The 24,964-nt window shown below is 32.1% G+C and carries 29 protein-coding genes; 26 read left to right on the forward strand and 3 right to left on the reverse strand.

Annotated elements, in window-relative coordinates; all coding sequences use genetic code 11:
• Positions 1-2: 2 nt before the first annotated feature.
• Positions 3-446: a cell wall hydrolase gene (locus JG776_RS02955; RefSeq protein ID WP_291964558.1), complete on the reverse strand. Its 444-nt coding sequence runs from the start codon at positions 444-446 to the stop codon at positions 3-5.
• Between the two features lie 880 nt (positions 447-1,326).
• On the opposite strand from JG776_RS02955, the gene JG776_RS02960 reads away from it, so the two are divergent.
• From JG776_RS02960 to JG776_RS03020, 13 genes are all read left to right on the forward strand, one after another.
• Complete coding sequence (locus tag JG776_RS02960) at positions 1,327-1,791, forward strand: transglutaminase domain-containing protein (RefSeq protein WP_291964560.1); 465 nt, start codon at positions 1,327-1,329, stop codon at positions 1,789-1,791.
• 83 nt (positions 1,792-1,874) lie between these two features.
• On the forward strand, positions 1,875-2,642 hold the full coding sequence (locus tag JG776_RS02965) for an exodeoxyribonuclease III (RefSeq protein ID WP_291964562.1): 768 nt from the start codon (positions 1,875-1,877) through the stop codon (positions 2,640-2,642).
• An 85-nt stretch (positions 2,643-2,727) separates the two neighbouring features.
• The gene (locus tag JG776_RS02970) at positions 2,728-3,633 is read left to right on the forward strand and encodes an acyl-CoA dehydratase activase-related protein (protein WP_291964564.1); all 906 of its coding nucleotides are present in this window, start codon (positions 2,728-2,730) and stop codon (positions 3,631-3,633) included.
• Positions 3,605-4,693, forward strand: coding sequence for a 2-hydroxyglutaryl-CoA dehydratase (locus JG776_RS02975; protein WP_291964566.1), 1,089 nt, complete (start codon positions 3,605-3,607; stop codon positions 4,691-4,693). The genes JG776_RS02970 and JG776_RS02975 overlap by 29 nt, the downstream gene beginning before the upstream one ends.
• Positions 4,684-5,634 carry an acyl-CoA dehydratase activase gene (locus JG776_RS02980; protein ID WP_291964569.1) on the forward strand — a complete coding sequence of 317 codons (951 nt, stop codon included), beginning with the start codon at positions 4,684-4,686 and terminating at the stop codon, positions 5,632-5,634. The genes JG776_RS02975 and JG776_RS02980 overlap by 10 nt, the downstream gene beginning before the upstream one ends.
• A 19-nt stretch (positions 5,635-5,653) precedes the next feature.
• The gene (locus JG776_RS02985; protein ID WP_291964571.1) at positions 5,654-6,349 is read left to right on the forward strand and encodes a heparan-alpha-glucosaminide N-acetyltransferase; all 696 of its coding nucleotides are present in this window, start codon (positions 5,654-5,656) and stop codon (positions 6,347-6,349) included.
• Between the two features lie 71 nt (positions 6,350-6,420).
• Complete coding sequence (locus JG776_RS02990) at positions 6,421-6,831, forward strand: Hsp20/alpha crystallin family protein (protein ID WP_291964573.1); 411 nt, start codon at positions 6,421-6,423, stop codon at positions 6,829-6,831.
• Positions 6,832-7,271: 440 nt separating this feature from the next.
• A complete protein-coding gene (locus tag JG776_RS02995) occupies positions 7,272-7,433 on the forward strand; it encodes a hypothetical protein (protein ID WP_291964575.1) in 162 nt (53 codons plus the stop codon).
• Positions 7,434-7,524: 91 nt separating this feature from the next.
• Complete coding sequence (locus JG776_RS03000; RefSeq protein WP_291964577.1) at positions 7,525-8,766, forward strand: DUF1576 domain-containing protein; 1,242 nt, start codon at positions 7,525-7,527, stop codon at positions 8,764-8,766.
• A 2-nt stretch (positions 8,767-8,768) separates the two neighbouring features.
• Positions 8,769-9,116, forward strand: coding sequence for a hypothetical protein (locus tag JG776_RS03005; RefSeq protein WP_291964579.1), 348 nt, complete (start codon positions 8,769-8,771; stop codon positions 9,114-9,116).
• 4 nt (positions 9,117-9,120) lie between these two features.
• A complete protein-coding gene (locus JG776_RS03010) occupies positions 9,121-9,873 on the forward strand; it encodes an EFR1 family ferrodoxin (RefSeq protein WP_291964581.1) in 753 nt (250 codons plus the stop codon).
• Positions 9,874-9,885: 12 nt separating this feature from the next.
• The gene (locus tag JG776_RS03015) at positions 9,886-10,704 is read left to right on the forward strand and encodes a pyridoxamine 5'-phosphate oxidase family protein (RefSeq protein ID WP_291964583.1); all 819 of its coding nucleotides are present in this window, start codon (positions 9,886-9,888) and stop codon (positions 10,702-10,704) included.
• 8 nt (positions 10,705-10,712) lie between these two features.
• Positions 10,713-11,108, forward strand: coding sequence for a hypothetical protein (locus JG776_RS03020; RefSeq protein ID WP_291964585.1), 396 nt, complete (start codon positions 10,713-10,715; stop codon positions 11,106-11,108).
• Positions 11,109-11,129: 21 nt separating this feature from the next.
• Here JG776_RS03020 and JG776_RS03025 read toward each other — a convergent pair whose 3' ends face one another.
• A complete protein-coding gene (locus JG776_RS03025; protein ID WP_027307797.1) occupies positions 11,130-11,324 on the reverse strand; it encodes a DUF378 domain-containing protein in 195 nt (64 codons plus the stop codon).
• A gap of 92 nt (positions 11,325-11,416) precedes the next feature.
• On the opposite strand from JG776_RS03025, the gene JG776_RS03030 reads away from it, so the two are divergent.
• The 8 genes from JG776_RS03030 to pyrE all read left to right on the forward strand — a co-directional run bounded on the left by JG776_RS03030 (position 11,417) and on the right by pyrE (position 17,675).
• The gene (locus JG776_RS03030; RefSeq protein WP_291964588.1) at positions 11,417-11,947 is read left to right on the forward strand and encodes a hypothetical protein; all 531 of its coding nucleotides are present in this window, start codon (positions 11,417-11,419) and stop codon (positions 11,945-11,947) included.
• A gap of 160 nt (positions 11,948-12,107) precedes the next feature.
• Positions 12,108-13,040 carry an aspartate carbamoyltransferase gene (gene pyrB, locus JG776_RS03035; RefSeq protein WP_291964590.1) on the forward strand — a complete coding sequence of 311 codons (933 nt, stop codon included), beginning with the start codon at positions 12,108-12,110 and terminating at the stop codon, positions 13,038-13,040.
• On the forward strand, positions 13,033-13,464 hold the full coding sequence (locus JG776_RS03040; RefSeq protein WP_291964592.1) for an aspartate carbamoyltransferase regulatory subunit: 432 nt from the start codon (positions 13,033-13,035) through the stop codon (positions 13,462-13,464). Before pyrB ends, JG776_RS03040 begins: the two co-directional genes overlap by 8 nt.
• A gap of 1 nt (position 13,465) precedes the next feature.
• Positions 13,466-14,668, forward strand: coding sequence for a dihydroorotase (locus JG776_RS03045; RefSeq protein WP_291964594.1), 1,203 nt, complete (start codon positions 13,466-13,468; stop codon positions 14,666-14,668).
• Entirely contained in the window at positions 14,655-15,506 is an 852-nt protein-coding gene (gene pyrF, locus JG776_RS03050; protein WP_291964597.1) for an orotidine-5'-phosphate decarboxylase, read from the forward strand. The genes JG776_RS03045 and pyrF overlap by 14 nt, the downstream gene beginning before the upstream one ends.
• Positions 15,496-16,227: a dihydroorotate dehydrogenase electron transfer subunit gene (locus tag JG776_RS03055; protein WP_291964599.1), complete on the forward strand. Its 732-nt coding sequence runs from the start codon at positions 15,496-15,498 to the stop codon at positions 16,225-16,227. The genes pyrF and JG776_RS03055 overlap by 11 nt, the downstream gene beginning before the upstream one ends.
• Positions 16,220-17,116, forward strand: a complete 897-nt coding sequence (locus JG776_RS03060; RefSeq protein WP_291964674.1) for a dihydroorotate dehydrogenase — start codon at positions 16,220-16,222, stop codon at positions 17,114-17,116. The genes JG776_RS03055 and JG776_RS03060 overlap by 8 nt, the downstream gene beginning before the upstream one ends.
• A 10-nt stretch (positions 17,117-17,126) precedes the next feature.
• Positions 17,127-17,675: an orotate phosphoribosyltransferase gene (gene pyrE / locus JG776_RS03065; RefSeq protein ID WP_291964601.1), complete on the forward strand. Its 549-nt coding sequence runs from the start codon at positions 17,127-17,129 to the stop codon at positions 17,673-17,675.
• A gap of 472 nt (positions 17,676-18,147) precedes the next feature.
• Here the strand turns inward: pyrE and JG776_RS03070 are convergent, their stop codons facing one another.
• The gene (locus tag JG776_RS03070; protein WP_291964602.1) at positions 18,148-18,378 is read right to left on the reverse strand and encodes a DUF378 domain-containing protein; all 231 of its coding nucleotides are present in this window, start codon (positions 18,376-18,378) and stop codon (positions 18,148-18,150) included.
• A gap of 345 nt (positions 18,379-18,723) precedes the next feature.
• Between JG776_RS03070 and nhaC the strand changes: the two genes are divergently transcribed.
• The 5 genes from nhaC (at position 18,724) to JG776_RS03095 (ending at position 24,963) form a co-directional block, all read left to right on the forward strand.
• On the forward strand, positions 18,724-20,130 hold the full coding sequence (gene nhaC, locus JG776_RS03075; protein ID WP_291964604.1) for a Na+/H+ antiporter NhaC: 1,407 nt from the start codon (positions 18,724-18,726) through the stop codon (positions 20,128-20,130).
• Positions 20,131-20,219: 89 nt separating this feature from the next.
• A complete protein-coding gene (locus tag JG776_RS03080; RefSeq protein ID WP_291964605.1) occupies positions 20,220-21,665 on the forward strand; it encodes a PLP-dependent aminotransferase family protein in 1,446 nt (481 codons plus the stop codon).
• On the forward strand, positions 21,662-22,555 hold the full coding sequence (locus tag JG776_RS03085) for a D-alanine--D-alanine ligase (protein ID WP_291964607.1): 894 nt from the start codon (positions 21,662-21,664) through the stop codon (positions 22,553-22,555). The genes JG776_RS03080 and JG776_RS03085 overlap by 4 nt, the downstream gene beginning before the upstream one ends.
• 87 nt (positions 22,556-22,642) lie before the next feature.
• On the forward strand, positions 22,643-24,127 hold the full coding sequence (locus JG776_RS03090) for a YjjI family glycine radical enzyme (protein WP_291964610.1): 1,485 nt from the start codon (positions 22,643-22,645) through the stop codon (positions 24,125-24,127).
• Positions 24,124-24,963 carry a YjjW family glycine radical enzyme activase gene (locus tag JG776_RS03095; RefSeq protein WP_291964612.1) on the forward strand — a complete coding sequence of 280 codons (840 nt, stop codon included), beginning with the start codon at positions 24,124-24,126 and terminating at the stop codon, positions 24,961-24,963. The genes JG776_RS03090 and JG776_RS03095 overlap by 4 nt, the downstream gene beginning before the upstream one ends.
• The last annotated feature ends 1 nt before the right edge of the window (position 24,964 follow it).

Below are 24,964 nucleotides of genomic sequence, written 5' to 3' on the forward strand. Positions count from 1 at the left end.
TATCAAGTTTTTGCATACAAAGGTGTTGGGTTATAGAAGCAGTGCTGGGCAATTCTTGTTACATATATTCCTGTCTTTGTTTTAGGAAAATAGGTTGCACATACTGCACTAAAGGGGTTGTAGTACCAAAGTGCATTACCTACACCAGATAATTTATTTCCAGATAGTGCCCAATCTGCAATTTGGTAGTGAAAAGCATCAGGACGCATATTGTATATATTTTGTGGATTATATTTTCCGTATACTGTAGTTAATGCACAAGTAAACTGAAAGGGCTGAAGTATGACACGGCGAAGGCTTCCTTGGCAAACTCTAAAATATTCACCATAGCTTACGTGTACTCTATTCATAACAACAGTTGCAACCGCCTTCATACCAATTTCGCCTTCTCCTTCTGCCTCGCATTTTATAAGCCTTGCGAATAATTCTCTATCGGATAATGGCATATAATCACCTCTTAAAATCCTAACTAATACTAATATATTCTAATTAATGAAAAAAAGTGATATTTAGTTTAAAATTACATTGTTAATATTGTGTACAGAATATTGAATATAAAAATTAATTTATTTAAAATAATAATTAAATAAAATGGAAAAGGGGTGGTGGGATGAAAAAAGTCTTTAAAATTAATGCAGTATTTCTTTTGATTATATTGCTGACTACATTGATTTCTAATGTCCCTTCTATTAAAACATTTAGTACTATAAATAACAAAAAGGTTTATGCTGCCAAAATTAGCCCTGTGGGTTTACTAACAAATAAGTATACAACAGTTTTAAATATACAGATGAAAAAAGGGCTCCGATTATAGTATTATCCTCCAATGGATATACTGAAAAAACAACAGATGCTGCATTAAATAGAGCAATAAATACAACAAAAGGTATTAATAATGTTGAAAATATAAGGGTAATAAAACATTATAGGATTAGTAAAAAGAAAAGGGTTTTTGTAGGATATTCATTAAAGATAAATTATAAAAAAGTAAAAAATACATCTATTTCAAATCAAAATAATGGACAAGCTACAATAGATCAACAATCATATTTACAGAGGTTAGATTTTTTCCTTTTAGATAAGGACAAGGAATCAAATAATAAACTTAACTTCGAAATTGCAAAAGCAATATTTGAGGGTAAAAGCACTATATTTATAGATAAATCTCTTTACTCTGGTGATATTAAAATTCTATCGGCTGCTTTAGAGGATGTACTTTACTCATATTCTGATTTTGCATATCTTAGACAAATAAGATATTCTTCTGACTCAAAGGGTACAACAATATATTTTGGATATTCACTGCCTCAACAAGAAATTTTAAAGATGAATTTAGGACTATATGATGTAATAAAAAATACTGCTACAAAAATTGAAACAAAAGTAAATGAGGCAAATACAATTGAGGAAAAAATAAAAATTATTCACGACTATATTGCTTATAATCTAAGCTATGATGTTGAATTTTTAAAGACAGGTGATGAATCTCAATATGCAAGGGATTCCCACGCATACTATGCACTAACAACAAATAAGGCTATATGTGGTGGGTATTCATCGGCCTTTCAAAGATTGGCAAAGTATTTTGGAATAGATTCTATGATAGTAGTTGGTACGGCAGATGGTGAAGGTCACGCTTGGAACAAAGTAAAGGTAGGAGATGCTTGGCTTCACGTGGATGTTACCTTTGACGACCCTATTGTTTATGGTTATTCAAGTAAAAATGTGGTAAGGTATGATTATTTCCTAAAAACAGATGAGGAAATGTCTAAAACTCATAAATGGAATTAGAGTTTGAAAGGCACCAAAGGGTGCCTTTTCTTTTGAGTATTTATTTGGTAACATTAATATATAATTTTGATTGGGGTGATGCTATGAGGATTTACTCTTGGAATGTTAATGGACTTAGAGCAATTGCTCAAAAGAATTTTTTTGAATGGATAAGGGAAGAAAATCCAGATATTTTATGTATACAGGAAACAAAACTACAAGAAAATCAGCTAAAGGATGAATTAAAAAACATTGAAGGATATTTTTCATATTTTAGCTTTGCAGATAAAAAAGGATATAGTGGTGTTGCTACATATACAAAGATTCAACCTAACGAGGTTAAATATGGTATAGGAATTGAAGAGTTCGATAAAGAGGGCAGAATAGTTATAACAGAGTTTAATGAGTTTACTCTTTTAAATATATATTTTCCTAATGGGCAGATGAGTGATGAGAGGCTGGATTATAAATTAAGATTTTATGATGCAATATTAGATTATTGTAATAGTGAAGTTAAAAATGGCAAAAGACTTATAATATGTGGTGATTATAATACTGCCCACAGGGAGATTGACCTTAAGAATCCAAAGGCAAATGAGAAGTATTCAGGTTTTTTGCCCATTGAGAGAGCTTGGATAGATAAGTTTATTGAAAATGGGTATATAGATACATTTAGATATTTTTATCCTGAAAAGGTTGAATATACGTGGTGGAGCTATAAATTTAAAGCAAGAGAAAAGAATATAGGATGGAGGATTGATTATCATTTTGTTTCAAAGAATTTTATAGATAAAGTAAAGGATGTAAAAATATTAACTGATGTGATGGGGTCAGACCATTGTCCTATTATGATAGAGGTTGAAGGAGAGTAAAGAGTGCCTTTTGGCACTCTTTTTTGTATAAAAGCTGCAATTTTGGGGAATAATTTATAAGGAATTTTGATATAAGGGTGATGATATGATTATAGGAATCCCAAATGGACTTTTGAATATAAAATATCGTGATGCAATACAGGAATTTTTAAACACTATTGGATTTACAACAGTTGTAAGTCCTAAAACTAATAAGGAAATACTTGACCTTGGAGTATTAAACTGCGTAGACGAGGCTTGTTTGCCTGTTAAGATATTTCACGGCCACGTTGAATATTTAAGGGATAGGTGCGATATTGTTTTAGTCCCAAGAATAATGAAATTAAATAAAAATGAGTTTATATGTCCTAAATTTTGTGGTTTACCTGAGATGGTTAAGTACTCACTTGATATTAAAAACATAATTTGCCCCACAATAACAGCTTACAATGAAAAGACTTTAAGAAATTCTCTATACAACTTTTCGAAAACCTTTAGAGTTGATAAAGAAAAATTTAAAAGGGCATATAAGGGTTTTAAGAGCAATATATACAAATATACCAAAACAAGCATATCTAATCCCAATATAAGAGTACTGTTACTTGGACATTCGTATTTAATCTATGATGATTTTGTGAATATGAATTTGGTAAAAAAGTTACATCAAAATGGAGTAGAAGTTTTTACAGAGGATAATATAGAGCCCTATGACTATACCTATAGATTGATTAAAAAGCCTTTTTGGACTTTTTTAAGAAACACATACAACTGTGCAATTTCTCTTGTTGAAACAGGAAAAATAGATGGAATTATATATATATCCTCCTTTGGGTGTGGTATAGATTCCTTTTCAATAGACTTGATTAAAAAGGATATAGGTAGTTTTCCATATCTTGTACTAAAGATTGATGAGCATACAGGGGAAGCAGGTATCGATACACGAATAGAAGCATTTATTGATTTATTAAAGAGGAGGGCAAAAAATGAATATAACATTTCCTCACTTGGGTAATACATATATTGCAGCTAAGGTACTATTTGATGCACTTGATGTTGAATATACAATTCCCCCAATCTCTACTAAAAAGACATTAGAAATAGGATGTCTACATTCTCCTGATGATGTTTGCCTTCCCTTTAAGATAATGATTGGGAATTATATAGAAAGTATAGAAAAGGGTGCAGATACAGTTCTTATAACAGGAAGCTGTGGGCCCTGTAGATTTGGAGAATATTGTGAACTCCAAAAGAAGGTGCTTATGTCCTTAGGAAGGCAGATAAATTTTATTGTAATAGATGAGCCATCAAAAATAGGAATAAAAGAGTTTTTAAATAGATTAAGTAGTGTTGCAAAGGATAGCGGACTTTCAACCTATAAGAAGATAAAGGCTCTAAATATAGCCTTAAAGGCAATCAATTTAATAGATGAAATAGAAAAAGAATGTAGGTTTTTTGCTGGTTATGAAAAAAATAAAGGTGAATTTTCAAAACTTTTAAAGGATGTAAAAAAAGAAGCAATAGAAGCAAAGGGAGCAGAAGGTACTTTAAAGGTATTAGAAAATTATAAAGACAAAGTGGATAGGATAGAAATAGATAACTTTAAAACACCAATAAAAATAGGCATTATTGGCGAAATATATACAATAATTGACTCACTATCCAATTTATACATAGAGGATATTCTTATGAGTTTAGGTGTATCAACAAAAAGAACCCTTTATCCAAGCTGGTGGGTTAAAAATACTGTATTATCATCACTTAAAATTAATAGAAGCCCTATATATAAAGAGGCAAAGCATTATTTAGGAATGTGTATAGGTGGACACGCACAGGAGTGTGTAGGAGAAGCAATGCTAAACTATAAAATGGGATTTGATGGTCTTATACAAATTTTCCCCGTTGGATGTATGCCGGAGATTGTGTCTAAGGCGATACTACCTGATATAGAGAAAAGATACAATATACCAATTCTTTCTTTAGTAGTAGATGAAATGACGGGAGAAGCTGGTTATTATACAAGAATTGAAGCCTTTTTGGATTTGATAGAGGGGAGGAAAAGGATGTGTATTTAGGAATAGATGTAGGTTCTGTGAGTACAGATATAGTTGTACTTGATGAAGATTTAAAATTAGTACATAAACTTTATTTAAGAACAAAGGGAAGGCCAATCAAGGTAATTCAAGAGGGACTTTTAATTTTAAGTGAATTTTATAAAGACAGTGACATAAAGGCAGTTGGAACAACAGGAAGTGGGAGATACTTAGCAAAGGTTTTAGTAGGTGGAGATATTGCGAAAAATGAAATTACATCCCACGCAGTTGCAGCAGTCAATTTAGACAAAGAGGTAAGAACAATAATAGAAATTGGAGGACAGGATAGTAAAATAATAACTATTGAAAATGGTGTAGTTACTGATTTTGCTATGAATACTGTTTGTGCAGCAGGTACAGGTTCCTTTTTGGATAGGCAGGCAGAGAGGCTTGAAATACCGATTGAAAAGTTTGGAGAGTATGCTCTAAAGTCCCAAAATCCCGTTAGAATAGCAGGAAGATGTGCTGTATTTGCTGAATCAGATATGATACATAAACAGCAGTTAGGATACGATGTTTCTGATATAATAGCAGGGCTTTGTAGTGCACTTGCAAGAAATTTTATAAGCAATGTAGCAAAGGGAAAAAATATTAAGCCAAAAGTTTTCTTCCAAGGTGGGGTTGCAGCAAATATAGGTATGAAAAAGGCCTTTGAGGAACTCTTAAATATAGAGGTTTTTGTACCAGAATATTATGATGTTATGGGAGCAATAGGTGCAGCAATTTTGGCGAAGGAACAAATTGAGTTAAATGGGAGAACGAACTTTAGAGGGTTTGGAATTCATAATACTATTATTATGCCAAATACGTTTAAGTGCAACGGATGTTCAAATATGTGCGAAGTCGTAGAATTAAAAGAAGGAGAATTTAAAATTGGTTATTTTGGAGATAAATGTGGAAGATGGAGTAGAGTTGCGGTATAATTAAAGAGGGTATGATAAAATGAAAAGAATTACAGAAATAGATTTATTTAGATTTACAGCAATTTTACTTATGGTCATTTTTCACATAGTCTATGATTTAAATGAATTTATGGGTATAGATATTAACTATGAAGTTGGGTTTTGGTATTATATAGGAAAAGTTTCGGGATTGCTTTTTATAATAGTAGCTGGTATAAGTAGTAATTTAGGTAAAAGTCCAATTAAAAAAGCCTTAAAACTTTATATATTTGCATCAATTATAACAATTATTTCCTTTATCTTTTTTAAAGAAGAGTATATAAGGTTTGGTATATTACATTTTTTAGCTACTATGACTTTGCTTTCAGTTGTTTTAAACAAGTTAAATACTTATTGGCTAATATTAATTCAATTAATAGCCTATTTTCTATATAGAATTACTCAGAGTATAAAGATAACAAACCCTTTTTTAATCCCCTTTGGGTTTACATATTATGGATTTGTATCGGTGGATTATTATCCTATTTTCCCATACATCATCTACTACATACTTGGAATATTTATTTTTAGATTAGTATATAAAAGAGGAAATAGAATTTTACCCTTTGAAGTTAAATCTAAATGTATTGAATTTATAAGCAGAAGGTCTCTTGAAATATATTTGCTTCATCAACCCCTTATCTTGGTAATTTTATATTCTATAAAATTATTACAAAAATTAACTTTTTTAGCCTAAATTTAATTGTTTAATAGAGCTGCACTCTCCAAAAAATAAATTCAGAAATAACAAACAGGAGGTGCAGCTCTATGTATTTAAAACCTATTGAACCCTTTAGAGAAATTGAAAGACTGAGAAGACAAATGGATAGTCTATTTTCCTTTGAAGATTTTGAAAGACCAAGGATAGATGTAATTGAAACTGAAAATGAAGTTAAGGTTAAGGCAGAAATACCTGGCATATCAAAGGATGATTTAGACATTGTTGTTTATGATGAAGAGGTAAGAATTTCTGGAGAGTTTAAAAAGTCAGATGAGTATAAGGATGAAAATTTAAGAAGAGTTGAAAGATATTATGGTAGTTTCTCAAGAGTGGTGCCTCTTCCAGCAGAGGTAAAGGCAGAGGAGGCAAGAGCAGAATATAAGGATGGAATACTAACCTTAACTATACCTAAATCAGATAGACAAATAAGTAGGGGTAAAAGAATAAAGCTGCAGTGAGGATAATCCTCACTGTTTTTTGACACTGAAATTTTTAATCCTTTAAATATTATGATAATATGATATAATTAAATAAAATAATAGAAAATAATTATTTATTACAAAAATGAATAGACGGAGGTGTAGTATGAGGGTTAAAATAAAAGATGAGGTTTTAAAGGAACTAAAGGATGAACTTCAAAAAAGAGGAAAAACTGCTGTTAGAATATCATTAGAGGGCTTTGGCTGAGGAGGCCCAAGATTTGGAGTTGTTCTGGATGAACAACGTGAAAATGATGATGTATTTGAGTATGAAGGAGTAAAGTTTGTTGCTGATAATGAGTTCGCATTCCTTATAAATGATTTTGAAATAAACAAGGATTATAGAGGATTTAGAATTGGTGGAAGAAGCTATTGTTAAGGGGTTGAAGTTCAACCCCTTTAAATTTGGAGGTGGTATTATGGTTAATAGTAATTGTAAAAAATGCATATATTTTAAAGAGGGAAAATGTAATGGTGAAGATGTAAGTTGCATTTGTAAGTTTTGCCCAAGGAATTTAAGTATATGCATAACAACAAGATGGTGTAGAGAGACTGAATCACCAGTGACCTTTGAGGATTAAAACCTATCAGTTTATTTTAAATCCCCTTTTAATATATCAAAATATTTAAAATTATGATATAATTTTATCAAAAGGTATAAAGGGGGATTTTATGAACAAGAATTATAGATTACATTATTTATTTATTTTCATATTTTTGAGCTTTATTGTATTTGGAATTGTAAACGATGGATTAATGAATGTAGTTTATGGTTTAGGAAGGATTATAAAGGAGCCAGACATACTAATAACAGACTACTTTGAAGTAGGTGGAATAGGTGCAACCTTTGTTAATGCTGGTTTGATTGGTATAATAAATACTTCAATTTTTCTAATCTTAAAGACTAAGGCAAACGGTGCAATAACAGCTGCTATTTGGACAAGTGTTGGATTTGCTATGTTTGGTAAAAATATAGTAAATATTTGGCCAATTATGTTTGGTGTATGGCTATATTCAAAATACAAAAGGGAGAGCTTTTTAAACTATGCACTTATTGCAATATTTTCAACAAACCTTTCACCAACTCTTATTCAGTTTAGAGGTCTTGAAATAGTTCATTCTTATTTTAGTATGATACTTGGCATATTGATATCTATATTTATTGGTTTTATTTTTCCACCTCTTGCGGCATATTGTTTAAAATTTCATCAGGGCTATTGCTTATACAATACTGGTCTTACCGCAGGATTTATAGCTACGATATTAGTTAGTAATGTAAGAGCCTTTGGTGGAGACATACCCAAAAGGCTACTATGGTATAATAATAGAGATGTAGGTGTAGAATTTATACTTCTATTTACTTTCTTAATTATGATTTTATATTCTATTAAGATTGGTGGTAAAATAAAAGTTGATGAATTAAAGGAATTAAACAAGACTTCAGGAAAACTTGTTACAGATTTTACAGTATTATATGGAGAAGACGTAGCACTTTTAAATATGGGAATTATGGGGATTGTGTATATGGCCTTTACATTATTAATTAGTAATTTAAATGGGCCAATAATAGGAGGTTTATTTACAATAGTTGGATTTTCTGCTCTGGGAAAGCATTTAAATAATACATTACCAGTTGTATTAGGTGCAGCAATATCTTCATACTTAAATGTACACAGTTTAACTTCCCCAGCTGTTTTACTGGCAATGCTTTTCTGTACCACATTAGCACCTATTTCAGGGGAATTTGGACCAATATGGGGTATGGTTGCAGGATTCTTACACGTTTCAATGGCATTGAGTGTAGGCTACCTTCACGCAGGACTTAATCTTTACAATAATGGTTTTGCAGGTGGGCTTGTTGCGATGTTTTTAATTCCATTAATAAGTGCCTATCGTGAAAGGAGAAATGTATAAAAATGTTGAGTAAAGAGAGAAGTAAAGTTTTAAAGATTATGGATGAACTTAACAAATACTTTATAGAGAATACAGATACTTGCCATATAACATCTACATTGGATTTTAATAAAGAGACTAAAATAAGATTTAGAGTGCATCTTAAGGATAAAGAAGAGATAGAAAGAGTAAAGCAGAAACTTGAAAAGATATTTTCAGTTCAAAGATACAGAGAAGTTGAGGAACTTTATTGGAATTTAACTGGGGATTCATATACATCAGATGAAACTAACTTAGTTGGGATGATGGTTGATGAATTTTCTATAGAAGTAGAAGATAATGTTTTAATACTTAATTTAATTAGGAGGTAGTAATTTGAAGGGGGCTATTATCTATTTTTCAGGTACAGGTAATACTGAGTTTGTTGCTAAATTATTCAAAATGGCATTTGAAGAAAAAGGATATGAAATGGATTTAATAGAGGTTACTAAGCAAATAAAATTCAAAGATGATTATTCTATTTTGGTATTTGGAAGTTGTATTCATTCAGAAGTTTTTCCAGATGTTTATATGAGATGGGTAAATAAAAACATAATAAATGGAAATAGCAGAAGGTGTATTGTATTTTCTACCCAAGCAGCTAAATCAGCGTCAGGTGCAAATATATTATCAGATATATTAAAAAAGAGAGGATTTAATGTTAGTATTATAGAACATATTGTAATGCCTAACAATTTTTATGTGGTTGCATTTGGTAAAGATAATAAAGAAGAAGTAAAACAAAAGACTAAAAAAGCTGAAGAGTTGGTGTATGAAATAGTAGACTCTTTTCTAAAAGATATAAAAAAAATCAAAGAAGTATCAGAGATTAGAAAAAGATATGGGAATTTAGCCTACAGCTTTTTTAAAAAATATGCTAAAACTTGGGCGATGAAAAAAATCAGTGTAGATTATGATTTGTGCGTTAAATGTTTGAAATGTGTAAATAATTGTCCAACAAAAAACATAAATTTTAAAGATGAAATAGAATTCCAAGATAAATGCATTTGTTGTCAGAGATGTATACATCAGTGCCCCGTAAATGCTTTTAAATATAAAGGCAAACATTTTGAACAATATAAAATATAAAGAGGTGTTATTATGAAGGGGTGTTTGGTTGGCTATTTTGATGATAAAAATAGGGGAATGGCAGATGTTATTTCGAAGGTTTTAGGGCCTTCTATATGTATAAATTTAAAGAAAGAGCAAGGAATTGACTTTGACTTAATAAATTTTTGTGTATTTATTTTAGATAGTGAAGAAGAATGCGTTTTAAAATTCTTTATAGAGAATTTAAGTGCTATTAAACAAAAACATAAGTGCTTTTTAATTATTGGTGAAAATGAACTCTTAGTTCCGATAAGGCAACTATTTAAAGATATAGATAAAGAGATATTAGTAGATGAACAAAGTATAGAAATAATATGCAAAGTAGCAAAAGAGTTAAAAACACTAAGGGACAAATTAGTTATAAAAGAGATGCCAACAGAAAAACTAAAATTTTTTGTTGAGGAATATCTTAATAGCAATACAACTTGTACTTTAACAACCTGTGGAATAGAAGTTAGGGCAACTCCAATTGAATACACCTATAAAGATGGATATTTATATTTCTTAACAGAGGGTGGAGAAAAGTTTGCTAATATTTATTTGAATAACAGAGTATCTGTTGCAATATATGATAAATACCAAGGTATGAATAAACTCTTTGGTATGCAAATTGAGGGTGAAGTCTCTTTTGTTGAGTTTGCTTCAAATGAATATAAAAAAATTGTTGATTTAAAGGGATATAAGTTTGAAAATATAGTAAACCTACCGTTTAAGCTTAATATGATTAAAGTTAAAATAAATAAAGTTGAATTTTTAAATTCAAAATTTAAACAGATGGGATATGATGTAAAACAAATATTTTATTTTTAGGTGATAAAATGAGTAGATTGATATGTATAAAATATGAGGATAAAGAGGGGATACAATTATCGGTAGAGCAGGTTGAGGCCTTAAAGGATGGAGGAATAAAGGGAGCATATAAAAAGGGAAAAGAGGTTTTAGACTGTGTGATTTATTTTGATGAAAAAATAAACCCAAAGGGATTATGCAGCAGACGCTTTAAATATAATCTGTTGTTTGATGAAGTGGTAAACCTAAATAAAGGACAGAATTTTAAAATAGGAGATATAGAGTTTGTAGTTTTAAGGAATAAAGAGTGCTTTTCTGAATGTGAACTTGTGAAACAAAAATCCTATTGTCCTTTAAGAAATTCTGTTTTTATAAGGGCTTTAGAAAATGGAGTTATTAAAGTAGGAGATGAAATAAAGAAGTAAATATGGGCCAAAGGCCCATATTTACTTCTTTGCTAATTTGTTATAGATTAGGATAAGTCCAGAGATACCTACAAGTGCATAGATTACTCTTGATAATACAGCTTCTGCACCACCAAAGATTGCAGCAACGAGGTCAAATCCGAAGAATCCAACAAGTCCCCAGTTGATTGCACCAATAAGTACAAGAACGAAGGCAACCTTGTAGAGCTTATTCATAATAGGACCTCCTAATATTACTTACAATATAATTATATTTAATGTATAATATAAATATTACTAAACATATAATTTTTTAGGAGGTGGAGACTTTGAAAAGGATAATAAATTTAATAGTCTTTATATTATTGGCTTTTGGGCTTTTGACTGTATATAAAAACATAGAGAAAAATAATGGATTAAACATAGAGGCAATAAACAAACTTTCAGATATTAAATTAGAAGATGTAAAAAAGATTGTAAAATCAGAAAATCTTGATTTATCAAAGATTGATGAGGATAAACAGGAAAGTATTCTATCAATTATAAAAGGTTTTGACCTAATAGACTTTAACAGCTTAAATAAGTTTATAGAACAGGGGAAGAATTTAACAGGTTCAGCAAAACAGCTCTATACAGATATAATATACAATAAATACAAGAAAAACCCTGATTCCTTTATGAAGGAGATTTTAAAGCTTGATTCTGATGATATGACAAAGCTTCTCAAAACCTTTGCAGATAAGTATTTAGAAAAGCCAAAGATAGTTGATGACTTAGAAAAATTATTAAAGGATGATAGTATAAGTGATAGTGATAAGAAAAAAATACAGGAGACAATAAAACAACTCAAAAGAGATTGACTCAAACTAAAAAATATGGTACTATAATAAAAACCTTTAAAAACAGTCCAGAGAGGCTGGGAAGGTTGAGAAAGTCAATGGGTGTATTATGCCTTCCCGCAGGGGAAGGCTTTTTTATACCTTTAAATTAGCCCCGTGAGGCTAAAAAGGAGGAGATAGTATGTTAAAGGGAAGACATTTAATTGACCCTATGGATTTTACAACTTCTGAGCTTGATGAAATCTTTTCACTGGCAGAAAAGATAATTGAGGACGAAGGCAGATTTAAGGATGCTTGCAGAGGGAAACTATTGGCAACTCTTTTTTATGAACCAAGTACAAGGACAAGATTTAGTTTTGAGGCAGCGATGCTTAGACTCGGTGGAAGCGTTATAGGCTTTTCAGAACCTAACTCATCTTCAGTTGCAAAGGGAGAAAGCATAAGAGACACAATTAGAACCATCTCTTGTTATGCAGATATTGCAGTTATGAGGCATCCTAAAGAGGGGGCACCAAAACTTGCTTCAATGTATTCATCTATCCCTGTTATAAATGCAGGTGATGGTGGGCATCAACATCCAACTCAAACATTAACAGATCTATTAACAATAAAATGTCTAAAGGGCCAATTTTCAAATCTTACAATTGGTCTTTGCGGAGATTTGAAATTTGGTAGAACAGTTCATTCCTTAATTAAGGCCACGTCAAGATATGAAAATAATAGGTTCATATTAATATCCCCCAAGGAACTTAGAGTACCAGATTATATACGAAAAGAGGTATTAGATAAAAATAATATTGAGTATGTTGAAGTTGAGAGATTAGAGGATGTAATAGGAGAACTTGACATACTCTATATGACACGTATTCAGAGGGAGAGATTTTTCAACGAGGAAGAATATTTAAGGCTTAAGGATAGCTATATACTTGATATGGATAAGGTAAATAGAGCAAAGGAAGATATGATTATAATGCATCCACTCCCAAGGGTAAATGAAATAGACTATGAGGTAGATGAAGATAAAAGGGCCTGCTACTTTAAACAGGCAAAGTATGGAATGTACGTTAGAATGGCACTTATTATGAAACTTTTGGGGGTGGAAGAAAATGCTTAATATAGATAGCATTAAAAATGGAATTGTAATTGACCATATTAAAGCTGGTCTTGGAATACACATATTTAAATATTTAGGGCTTGATAGGGCAGATTATAATGTTGCACTTATTAAAAATGCAGAGAGCAATAAGCTTGGAAGAAAGGATATTATAAAAATAGAAAACATAATTGATTTAAACTATGAGGTTTTAGGTTTGATAGACTCAAATATAACAATAAACATAATAGAGGATGAAGTTATAACAAAGAAGATAAAGCTTAATCTTCCTGAAGAGGTTGTTAATATCATAAAATGTAAGAACCCAAGGTGTGTAACCTCCATTGAGCCTAATATAAAACATATATTCTACCTTGTCGATAAGCAAAGGGGAGAATATAGATGTTTATATTGTGATGAGGCTTATTCAAATATGGAGGTGTAGTATGAATATTTTAATTAAAAATGTTAGGGTTGTAGATTTAAATAAAGATGAAATATCAGATGTTTATATAGAAAATGGAGTAATTAAGGAAGTTAGAACAAATGTTGAGAAGGACTGTAAAGTTGTTGATGGGAAGGGCCTTGTGCTTCTTCCCTCCTTTGTGGATATGCACTGCCACTTTAGAGATCCTGGGTTTATCTATAAAGAGGATATATTAACAGGCAGTTTAGCTGCTGTAAAAGGAGGATATACAGGGGTAAACTTAATGGGAAACACAAACCCACCCTGCTCAAATAGTAGTATTTTAGAATACGTCATATCAAAATCTAAGGAAGTAAATCTAATTGATATACATCAAACTGTTACGATTACAAGAAATATGGAAGGCAAAGATGTGTCACATCTTGATGAATTAAGATTCCCAACAAGGTTTATATCAGATGACGGTAGGGGAGTATTAAGAAGTAAGGTTATGCTGGATGCTATGATGAAGGCAAAGAAGATGGGCATAACTGTAATTTCCCACGCAGAGGATGAGGAAATTTCAAAGATAGATACGAGGCTATCAGAAAACATAATGACCATTAGAGACATATCCCTTGCTAAGTTTACAGGGACACCTCTCCATATTGCCCACGTCAGTACTAAGGAATCAATAAATGAGATAATAAGGGCAAAGGAGGAGGGAGTAAATGTGACCTGTGAGGTTACTCCCCACCATATAGCATTATTTGATAATGATTACAAGGTTAATCCTCCAATTAGAGAAAAGGAGGATGTAGATAGATTAATATATGCTATAAAGAATGAATATGTCGATGTAATTGCAACTGACCACGCACCACACACAAGGGCGGACAAAGAAAAAGGAGCACCAGGTATTTCAGGCCTTGAGACTGCCTTTTCAGTTTGCTACACATATCTTGTTAAAGGAGGACACATTGATTTAAAAAAATTAAGCAGGCTTATGTCTAAAAATCCTGCAAAACTTATGGGATTTAATAAGGGGCAAATAGATGCAGGATTTGATGGAGATGTTGTTCTGGTGGATTTAAATAAAAAATGTAGGGTGGATTCTAAAGGATTTGTTTCAAAGGGCAAAAATACACCCTTTGATGGTATGGAACTGTTTGGAGAAGTTGTAATGACAATAAAGGCAGGCAGGATTGTTTATAAAAGAGGTGATGAGGATGATAATAGATAAGTTATATAGATTCGTAGAAGAAAGAGGCCCTGTGTGTGTAGGACTTGATACTTCAATCAATTATATACCAGAAGAATTTCTGAAAAAACATAAGGATGAGTATAGTGCCATATTTGAATTCAACAGAAGTATAATTGATGCAACTTATGATATAGCTGCCTGCTATAAGGTGCAGATAGCATACTACGAGGCACTTGGAGTGGAGGGACTTAAGGTTTATAAAGAAACACTAAAAAATATAAAGGAAAAGGGACTAATTGCAATATGTGACATAAAAAGAAGCGATATATCAAGTACAGCAAAAATGTATGCAAAGGCACACTTTGAGGGGGACTTTGAGGGAGATTTTATAACGCTAAATCCCTATATGGGATTAGACAGCGTAGAAGAATATTTAAATTATGTAAAGGAGAAGGAAAAGGGGATATTTTTACTTCTTAAAACATCCAATAAAGGTTCAAATGATATACAGATGATGAAGCTTGAGGATGGAAAAAGAATATATGAGCATGTAGGAGATTTGTTTAATAAAGTAGCTGAAGGATATAAAGGTGAGTGTGGGTACAGCAGTATAGGCTTTGTTGTTGGGTGTACAGATACAAAGGAGGCAGCTAACATAAGAGAAAGATATAAAGATAGTTTCTTTTTAATACCAGGTTATGGTGCACAGGGAGGAACATCCGAGAATGTAAGAAGGCTTATAAAGGGGAAAAATGGTGGAGTTGTAAATTCCTCGAGGGGAATACTCCTTGCTTATAAGAAATATGGAGATGATTTTGATGTAGCTGCAAGAAAAGAAGTATTAAGAATGAGGGAGGAGATTTTAAATGGAATATAAAGAGGTTTTAGTCTATTCAAATGTAAAGGTTCAGGATGATATATATGTTTTAAGTTTGGAGATAGATGATGATGTAAGGGCAGGACAATTTTATATGCTTAAGGCTTGGGAGGATGAGCCTATACTTGCAAGGCCTATAAGCGTTCATAGTAGTGAAAATGGTATAGTAAAGTTTGCTTATCAGGTAAAGGGAAGAGGTACAAAAATATTAAGTAGTTTAAAGGCGGAAGATAAAGTATATGTATTAGGGCCAGTTGGAAATGGGCTTTATACTGAAAAGTTTAAAGGTAAAATAGCACTTATATCTGGTGGAATAGGAATTGCACCGATGCTTCAGATTGCAAAGGGGTTAGATGGAGAGGTTGACCTTTATGCAGGATTTAATAAAAGTCCTTATCTAATAGATGAATTTAAAAAATATTGCAATAATATATATATTGCATCAGAAAAGGATACAGGATACTACAATGGATTTATAACAGAAATATTTAATCCCTTTGAATATAATGCAGTAATTTGTTGTGGCCCAGAGGCTATGATGAAGAGGGTTGTTGATATGTGTAAAACTTATGCAACACCTGTATATGTGCTTATGGAAAATAAGATGGCTTGTGGTGTGGGTGCCTGCCTTGGATGTACCTGCAACACAAAGGAAGGCAAAAAAAGAGTGTGTGTAGATGGACCAGTATTTAAAGGAACGGATGTGGTTTTCAGTGCTTAATGTTAAAATTTGTGGAGTTGATTTTAAAAACCCTGTGCTTGTGGCATCAGGAACCTTTGGATTTGGAGTTGAATACGATGGAATAATTGATGTAACAAGGATTGGTGGACTTATAACAAAGGGGCTAACATTAAACAAAAAGGAAGGAAACGAAGGTGTAAGGATACACGAGGTAAGGGGAGGGATGTTAAACAGCATAGGACTACAAAACCCTGGTATAGATGAGTTTATAGAAAAACATCTTCAAAGGATGAAGGAGTTTAAAGTACCTATAATTGCAAACTTAGGCGGATCCTCCATAGAGGATTATGTAAAGGGAGGAGAAAAATTAGATAAAACAGAAATTGATATGATTGAATTAAACATATCCTGTCCAAATGTAAAAGAAGGTGGTATGAACTTTGGAATAAAATCAAGTGTAGCAAAAGAGGTTGTAAATAGGGTAAGAGAGGTAACAAAAAAGCCTCTTATGGTTAAGTTATCTCCCAATGCAGAGGACATTATTGATATGGCTGTAAAGTGTGTAGAGGCAGGTGCTGATGCCATATCATTGGTAAATACCTTTAAGGGGATGGCGGTAGATATATATAAAAGAAAGCCGGTATTTAACAATATATTTGCTGGTTATTCAGGCCCTGCCATAAAGCCAATTGCACTACGAATGGTATATGAGGTTTCTAAGGCAGTTGATGTTCCGGTTTGTGGGCTTGGTGGAATTGTTGACTATAAGGATGCAATTGAATTTATAATGGCAGGTGCACACCTAATACAAATAGGTACAGCAAACTTTATAAACCCAAGAGCAAGCATTGAAATAATAGAAGGAATTGAAAAATTTATGATAGAGCAAAATATAAAGTCTTTAGATGAAATAAGAGGAATAATATAGGAGGGGTATTATGATAAATATATTTAAAGAGACAGGAGCAATATTAGAGGGACATTTTTTACTATCATCAGGAAGGCACAGCAATAGATATATGCAGTGTGCAAAGGTACTTATGTATCCAGATAAGGCAGAGAAGGTTGTAAAGGAGGTTGTTGAAAAAATAAAGTGTTTAGATATAGATGTTGTAGTAGGTCCTGCAATGGGGGGAATTATAGTTGCCTATGAAATAGGAAGGCAGATAAATAAAAGGGCAATTTTTACAGAAAGAGAAGATGGTATAATGAAGCTAAGAAGGGGATTTGAAATTAAAAAGGGGGAAAGGGTACTTATTGCAGAGGATGTTGTAACAACAGGAAAATCATCCCTTGAGGTTGCAGAGGTTGTGAAGGAATGCGAAGGAGAAGTTGTTGGAATAGCCTGTCTTGTTGATAGAACAGTAGGGGATGTAGGATACCCTGTGTATAGTGCATTAAAGATAGAATTAGAAACCTTTGAATCAGATAATTGTCCGCTATGTAAAGAAGGAATACCATATATAAAATTAGGAAGTAGGAAATAGTGCCACCAAGAGCTCCGAAAAAATGATACCTCAAAAATTGTCGCCACTATATATAGCGTACAAATGATAATTTGTGCTACTATATATAGTATGCTTTTAAAAATAATTTGATTTTTTCGGAGGTCTCCCACCAAAGTGAAATGTGACATTATCCAATAATAGGAATTGTTTTGAAAATCTACAACATATTCAACAAATATTAATTAAAAATAAAAAATTGATTTATATTTGAATCAGATATAAAACAAAAATTAATGCAAATAAAAATGTTGGGTATATCCCAACATTTTTTATCTCTATTAAGTATTTCCACGTTATTAACTGAAGGCAAGGAAAGTTCAATGCTTGTATATTTTATTGGTTGATTTAGTTTTGTATTTATTAATAAATTAATTAAAATCCATAATACACTTGCATAAATTGGCTTATTATATTGGTAATTAGTTATATACTAAGCAATTTATGAAAAATGTCACATTTCACCTGGGTGCCACTCTTGTTCTCCTGGAGTTAAAAGGTATGCATAAAAAGTCCAGAGGGAGGCAACCCCAATTATTATGTATGCAACCTTTGTATAGTAAGTTCCATATCCTCCTAAGATAGTAGCAAGTGGGTCGTATCCAAGAAATGCAGCAAGTCCGAGGTTAGCACCTCCTATAACCACAGCAATAAGAGATAACAAATCAATTGTGTGTCTATCCATAAAAATCCTCCTAATCAGCTATAAATTCCTATAATATTATAATAACCATAAAGTTGGTTTAATATGTTGATTAACATATAAAGTCGAATACAAAAATATTTAGAAATTGTAAAAGAAAAATATTATAAATCTTATTGCATAATTATAAAATAAATAGTATAATCTTAAATGTTCAGTTTAGTATGCTAAAATATTAAATTGAGAAGGTGCCAATTTATTTTCGCCTTATTTGTAAAGTTATATCGAACTTTAAATTATTAAGAATATTTTAAATATTCTTGAATTTTAAAATTTGTAATGCTAAAATTAAAGAAAAACAAAAATTGAAAGGATGGGGGTTAAATTATGTCAAATGTACCAAGAAGGCCTGCTGTTTGGGAGGCATTAATACCAGTTGTAGCACTTGTTGTATTTTTATCAGTTACAATTATTAAATTTAAGGGAAGTCCACACATCCCACTAATATTTGCAGCACTTGTTGCAGCACTAATGGCAGTTAAGGTTGGCTATAAATGGGAGGACATAGAAAAAGGAATTATAGATACTATTTCAATGTCAATGCAGGCAATTATTATACTTATGATAATTGGAACAGTAATAGGTGCTTGGATTTTATCAGGTACCGTTCCAGCTATGATATACTATGGTTTAAAGATTTTATCCCCTGGAGTATTCCTTGTTGCAACTTGCATAATTTGCTGTATAGTTTCTCTTGCAACAGGTAGTTCTTGGACAACAGCAGGTACAGTAGGTATAGCACTTCTTGGGGTAGGACAAGGACTTGGAATTCCACTACCAATGGTTGCGGGTGCAATTATATCTGGTGCATATTTTGGAGATAAGATATCACCACTATCAGATACAACAAACCTTGCACCAGCAATGGCAGGTTCAACACTATTTGATCACGTAAGACATATGTTATATACAACAGGGCCAAGTTTGCTAATATCACTTGTTTTATATGGAATTTTAGGTGTAAAATATGCAGGAAAGTCCCTTGATTATGAAAAGATAAACCAAATACTTAATGTATTATCAAGCCAATTTTCAATTAGCATATGGCTACTTATTCCACCTATTGTAGTTATAATAATGGTTGTAAAGAAGATTCCAGCAATACCAGGACTATTTATGGGAACTTTACTTGGTGCAATTTTTGCAGCAATATTCCAGCATCAATCAATTGGTACAATTGTTAATGTATTAAATGATGGATATGTATCTGAAACAGGATTTGAAATAGTAGATTCACTGCTCTCACGTGGTGGTTTGCAGAGTATGATGTATACAGTTTCACTTATTCTTTGTGCTATGACCTTTGGAGGTATAATGGAAAAGGCAGGATTCCTTGAGAGACTTGCAGAGGGATTACTTTCCTTCTCAGACAGCACAGGTTCCCTTGTTTTAGTTACAATATTATCCTGTATATTTACTAACATTGTAGCAGGTGACCAGTACCTATCAATCGTTGTTCCTGGAAGAATGTATAAGAATGCCTTTGATAGAAAGGGACTTCATCCAAAGAATCTATCAAGATGTTTAGAGGATGCAGGTACACTATCATCACCACTTATACCTTGGAACACTTGCGGAGCTTTTATGTTTAGTACATTAGGAGTGCATCCATTTGCATACCTTCCATTTGCCTTTTTAAACTTAATTAATCCACTTGTATCACTATTCTATGGATTTACAGGAATAACTATGGAGAAGGTTGATAGTGTAAAAACTGAGACTGTAACAGTATAATAAATTAGACCACAGGAATTTATATAAATGAATCCTGTGGTCCTTTATTTTTTGTTTTAAATGTGCCACAATATAATTAGGTGATGTGTATGTTTGATGATTTTCAACTAAATGATGATAAACCATATTATCTTCAGGTGAAGGACTATCTTAAAGAGATAATCCTAAAGGGAATGATACAGGCGGATACAAGGCTTCCATCCACAAGGGAGCTTTCAAAGATGTTAAAGGTTTCAAGAAATACAATAATTGAGGCATATAATTACTTAGAGGATGAGGGATTTATATATCAAAAAAAGGCAAAGGGATATTTTGTGTCTAAAATACAAAACACACAAAAAACAGTCTTTAACATTGAATGGAGAGAAAAATTAACAAAATTAGCTACTTTGGCGGATAAGATAGATATAACAAAAAGTGAACCAAAGTGGGAAAAGGGTATGATTTCTTTTAAAAGTATTTCCCCAGACCCGAACCTATTTGATGTTGATGAACTTAAAAGAGCCTTTTTAAATAGAATTTCCCTTGAGGAGGGTAAAATACTAAACTATGGTTATGCAAGGGGATATAAACCTCTGATAGATGAAATAAAAAAGTATTTAAAGCTAAAAGGTATAAATCTAAAGGGAAAGGATGTTATAATTACAAATGGCTATACGGAGGCACTAAATTTAGTATTAAGTGCTGTTTGTAATGATAAGGATGAAATACTTTGTGAAAATCCAACCCACAATACAGCCATTAATGCAATGAGGCTAAAAGGACTGAATTTAATTCCAGTTGATATGGAGGAATGGGGGTTAAACCTTGAAGTTCTTGAGGATAGGATAAATAATAACAATCCAAAGCTTTTTTATTTGACTCCATCGTATCACAATCCAACTGGAGTTGTTTTTTCACCAGAGAATAGGATTAAAATACTTGAAATTGCAAAAAAATATAAACTTCCAATATTAGAGGATGGATTTAATGAGGAATTAAGATACTATAGTTCTCATATATTGCCTCTTGCAGCACTTGATGATGGTAATAGCATTATATATATAAGCAGTTTTTCAAAGGTGCTATTTCCTGGTCTAAGGATAGGTTGGATTTTAGCAGATGAGGTTTTGATAGATTATATTGAAAGTTTAAAGAGGAGTCTTAATATACACACTTCCTTTTTAGATCAAGCCATTTTATTTGAGTATCTAAATGGTGGAAATTTAGAAAAATATATAAATAAAGTAAAAAGGATATATAGAGATAAGTTTGAATGGGCACTTGAATGTGTGAAAAAATATATACCACATAAAAAAATATTAGGTGAAGGAGGGCTTCATCTGTTTTTAGAGTTAAATAGTGCATCAGCAAGGGATGTATTGAAGGAGTGTCTAAAGCAGGGGGTTATATTTACACCAGGAGAAGTGTTTTATATAGATGGTAAGGGAAAAAATACATTAAGACTGGGCATATCAAGGGTTACAAATGAAGAAATAGAGAGAGGCTTTAAAATAATAGGAGATGTAGTAAAGAAATTGGAGGGATTAAAATGAAAATTGGAGTAATAATGGGTGGAATATCTTCAGAAAGAGAAATATCACTAAAAACAGGAATGGAAATAGCAAACAATCTTGATAAAACAAAGTATGAGGTTGTACCAATACAAATAGATAAAAAAGAGGAACTAATTGAAAAGGTTAAGGGAATTGATTTTGCCTTTATTGCACTTCACGGACACTTTGGAGAGGATGGAACAGTACAGGGTGTGCTTGAAACCTTGAATATCCCTTATTCTGGATGTGGAGTGCTATCAAGTGCAATATGTATGGATAAGGATATGACAAAGAGAATATTAAGGTTTGGAGGGTTAAATACAGCAGATTGGATTATTGCAAAGAGTATTGACTTTGATATGGAAAAGATAAAAGAGATGGGATATCCTCTTGTTGTAAAACCAAATTCAGGAGGGTCAAGTGTTGCAACTACAATAGTTAACAATGAAGATGATCTTAAGGAAGCAGTCAGAGAAGCTCTAAAATATGATACAGAAGTTATGATAGAGGAATATATTAAGGGAGACGAGATAACCTGTCCAATACTTGATGGTAAGATGCTTCCTATACTTGCAATAAAACCAAAATCTGCCTTCTTTGACTATACTTCAAAATATGCCGACGGTGGAGCTGATGAATTTGTTGTTGAGTTTGAAAAGGAGCTTCAGGAAAAGATAGAATATATGGCAGTTAAGACCTATGAACTATTAAAGTGTAGGGTATATGCAAGAGTAGATATGATAATAAAAGAGGGTATTCCTTATATATTAGAGGTTAATACTCTTCCAGGTATGACTAAAAACAGCCTTTTCCCAAAGAGTGCAAAGGCAGCAGGAATAAGCTTTTCACAGCTTTTAGATACTATTATTGAAAGGTCATTGCAAAAATAAGTAAACAAAAGGTGTTTGGCACCTTTTGTTTACTTATTTTCTTTTATAAACCCCTCATCTGTGTTATACTAAAATTGAGGTGATATTATGAATGTTTTTGAAATTATATCAAACACTAACATAGACTACAAAGAGAAAAAACACCTTTTAGCACAGGCAGCAGAAAATACATTAAGCTATGTAAACTTAAGTGTAAAAACTGAAAAGCATTTAAAGAAGGGAATACTTTGTGATATTTTTGAAGGACACGCTCCCTATAGACCAAGATATATACTTCCAGATTATGAGAAGTATATAGAAAAGGGAAGTGAGTATTTAGGAATAGACCCACCAAAGGATATGTATGAGGCAGTCAATGCACTTATGATAATATATCAGTATGTTCCATCTATAACAGGATATCCTGTTTATGTTGGACAGCTTGATTATATACTTGAAAAATTTATTGATACAGTTTTTGAAAAAGAAGCGAGAAATCTAATAAAGATGCTTCTTATAAATATAGAAAAGACACTTCCAGATGCCTTTGTTCATATGAATATAGGTCCAAAGGAAACAAGATCAGGAAGAATTATATTAGATATAGAAAGAGAGCTTAAAAAGGCGGTTCCAAACATTTCTCTTAAATATTGTAAGGATGAAACATCTCCAGATTTTGCAAAATTTGCAGCAGAGGTTGCTCTTGAAATAGGTAAACCATATTTTGTAAACCATAAAGAAATTAAGAATATATTAGGTGAAAACTATGGAGTTGCAAGCTGCTACAATACACTTAAAATAGGTGGCGGCAGCTATACATTGGTAAGATTAAATTTAAAAAAGGCAGCACAGGAGGCAAAGGACTACAAGGATTTTATGGATAATGTTCTTCCAAATGTAGTGGATTCCCTATGTGAAGTAATAAATGCAAGGGCAAAGTTTATAGTTGAAGAGGCAAAATTCTTTGAAACCTCCTTTCTTGCAAGAGAGGGGCTTATAGACATAAATAACTTTACCTCTATGGCAGGTGTTTTTGGCCTATATGAATGTATAGAGGTTTTAACAGGCCTTAAGCTTGGTCACGATGAAGAGGCAACAAAATATGGAGAAGAAATCTTAGAGAAGATAAAGGAAGTAATAGATAGCATTGAAGGATATGGATGTTTTGGAACTTTTGGGAAAATAGGACTTCATGCACAATCGGGAATAGATTCTGATATAGATGTTACAGCAGGAGTTAGAATAAAAATAGGTAATGAACCAAGTATATATGATCAAGTAAAAACTGAAGGAAGGCTGCATAGGCATTTTAATACAGGTGTTAGCGACATATATATATTTGATAAGACAGCAAAGAAAAATATAGATGGTGTTATTAAAATAATAGATGCAGCAATGAAGAGCGGTATAAAGGTTTTTGCACTAAATACAAGTGATTCAGAGCTAATAAGAATAACAGGATATTTGGTAAAGAGAAGCGATGTTGAAAAATATAATCGTGGTCAAGTACTTCGAGAGGATACTGTAAAGCTTGGTGCGGAGAGCATAAAGAACAACAAAACATTAGATAGAAGGGTTAGAGAAATCGAATGAAGGGATTTGTAAATAGAATTATAGAAAATAGCTTTATTGATGGACCAGGTAATAGAATGGCCATATTTATGCAGGGATGTAATATGGCCTGTCTCTATTGCCACAATCCCGAGACCCAAAGGATGTGTACTTTATGTCAAAAATGTTTAAAGGTCTGCAGTACAGGGGCTTTAAGTATAGAGGAGGGCAGAATAAAATACGATACAAAAAGGTGTATAGGCTGCGATAAATGTTTAGAGGTGTGTTTAAACTTTTCATCTCCTAAATATTTTGAAATTGAATCTGATGAGCTTGTGAAACTTATACTAAAAAACGAAATATTTTTAGATGGCATAACCTTCTCAGGCGGTGAATGTACACTTCAAACAGATTTTATAGTTGATGTAGTAAAAAGGGTAAAGAAAAATAGCAACCTTACAGCCTTTATAGATACTAATGGACTTATAAGTGAGGAGAATTTATATAAGCTAATATCCTGTGTTGATGGTTTTATGCTTGATGTTAAGGCAGTTGATAATGACATACACAGAACTCTTACAGCAGTTTCCAATGAATCTGTATTAAAAAATTTAAACATACTTGCCAAAACAGAACTTTTATATGAAGTGAGGTATGTTTTGGTTGAGGGATATAACGATAGCATAGAACAGATAAAAAAGTTAGCAGAACTTCTAAAGGAGTTAAATGATTATACCCGATTGGTTTTAATACCCTTTAGACCTCTTGGGGTTAAAACCCATTTTAGGAATATGCCACCCTTTAATAGAGAAAAATATGATATAATATTTGAGGAAGTTTACAAAATACTAAAAGAAAGACTAATAAAAAAGGACTGAT

It is taken from the genome of Caloramator sp. (genome assembly GCF_020054765.1).
Lineage (GTDB): Bacteria > Bacillota > Clostridia > Clostridiales > Caloramatoraceae > Thermobrachium > Thermobrachium proteoclasticum.

Coding starts and splice junctions, on each gene's coding strand:
- pyrE (WP_291964601.1), top strand. CDS start 17,127: ATGATAAATATATTTAAAGAGACAGGAGCAATATTAGAGGGACATTTT.
- JG776_RS02995 (WP_291964575.1), top strand. CDS start 7,272: ATGGTTAATAGTAATTGTAAAAAATGCATATATTTTAAAGAGGGAAAA.
- JG776_RS02965 (WP_291964562.1), top strand. CDS start 1,875: ATGAGGATTTACTCTTGGAATGTTAATGGACTTAGAGCAATTGCTCAA.
- JG776_RS03055 (WP_291964599.1), top strand. CDS start 15,496: ATGGAATATAAAGAGGTTTTAGTCTATTCAAATGTAAAGGTTCAGGAT.
- JG776_RS02970 (WP_291964564.1), top strand. CDS start 2,728: ATGATTATAGGAATCCCAAATGGACTTTTGAATATAAAATATCGTGAT.
- JG776_RS03095 (WP_291964612.1), top strand. CDS start 24,124: ATGAAGGGATTTGTAAATAGAATTATAGAAAATAGCTTTATTGATGGA.
- JG776_RS02955 (WP_291964558.1), bottom strand. CDS start 446: ATGCCATTATCCGATAGAGAATTATTCGCAAGGCTTATAAAATGCGAG.
- JG776_RS02975 (WP_291964566.1), top strand. CDS start 3,605: ATGAATATAACATTTCCTCACTTGGGTAATACATATATTGCAGCTAAG.
- JG776_RS03085 (WP_291964607.1), top strand. CDS start 21,662: ATGAAAATTGGAGTAATAATGGGTGGAATATCTTCAGAAAGAGAAATA.
- pyrB (WP_291964590.1), top strand. CDS start 12,108: ATGTTAAAGGGAAGACATTTAATTGACCCTATGGATTTTACAACTTCT.
- JG776_RS03025 (WP_027307797.1), bottom strand. CDS start 11,324: ATGAATAAGCTCTACAAGGTTGCCTTCGTTCTTGTACTTATTGGTGCA.
- JG776_RS02985 (WP_291964571.1), top strand. CDS start 5,654: ATGAAAAGAATTACAGAAATAGATTTATTTAGATTTACAGCAATTTTA.
- JG776_RS02960 (WP_291964560.1), top strand. CDS start 1,327: ATGAATTTAGGACTATATGATGTAATAAAAAATACTGCTACAAAAATT.
- JG776_RS02990 (WP_291964573.1), top strand. CDS start 6,421: ATGTATTTAAAACCTATTGAACCCTTTAGAGAAATTGAAAGACTGAGA.
- JG776_RS03070 (WP_291964602.1), bottom strand. CDS start 18,378: ATGGATAGACACACAATTGATTTGTTATCTCTTATTGCTGTGGTTATA.
- JG776_RS03015 (WP_291964583.1), top strand. CDS start 9,886: ATGAAGGGGTGTTTGGTTGGCTATTTTGATGATAAAAATAGGGGAATG.
- pyrF (WP_291964597.1), top strand. CDS start 14,655: ATGATAATAGATAAGTTATATAGATTCGTAGAAGAAAGAGGCCCTGTG.
- nhaC (WP_291964604.1), top strand. CDS start 18,724: ATGTCAAATGTACCAAGAAGGCCTGCTGTTTGGGAGGCATTAATACCA.
- JG776_RS03040 (WP_291964592.1), top strand. CDS start 13,033: ATGCTTAATATAGATAGCATTAAAAATGGAATTGTAATTGACCATATT.
- JG776_RS03090 (WP_291964610.1), top strand. CDS start 22,643: ATGAATGTTTTTGAAATTATATCAAACACTAACATAGACTACAAAGAG.
- JG776_RS03000 (WP_291964577.1), top strand. CDS start 7,525: ATGAACAAGAATTATAGATTACATTATTTATTTATTTTCATATTTTTG.
- JG776_RS03045 (WP_291964594.1), top strand. CDS start 13,466: ATGAATATTTTAATTAAAAATGTTAGGGTTGTAGATTTAAATAAAGAT.
- JG776_RS03080 (WP_291964605.1), top strand. CDS start 20,220: ATGTTTGATGATTTTCAACTAAATGATGATAAACCATATTATCTTCAG.
- JG776_RS03005 (WP_291964579.1), top strand. CDS start 8,769: ATGTTGAGTAAAGAGAGAAGTAAAGTTTTAAAGATTATGGATGAACTT.
- JG776_RS03020 (WP_291964585.1), top strand. CDS start 10,713: ATGAGTAGATTGATATGTATAAAATATGAGGATAAAGAGGGGATACAA.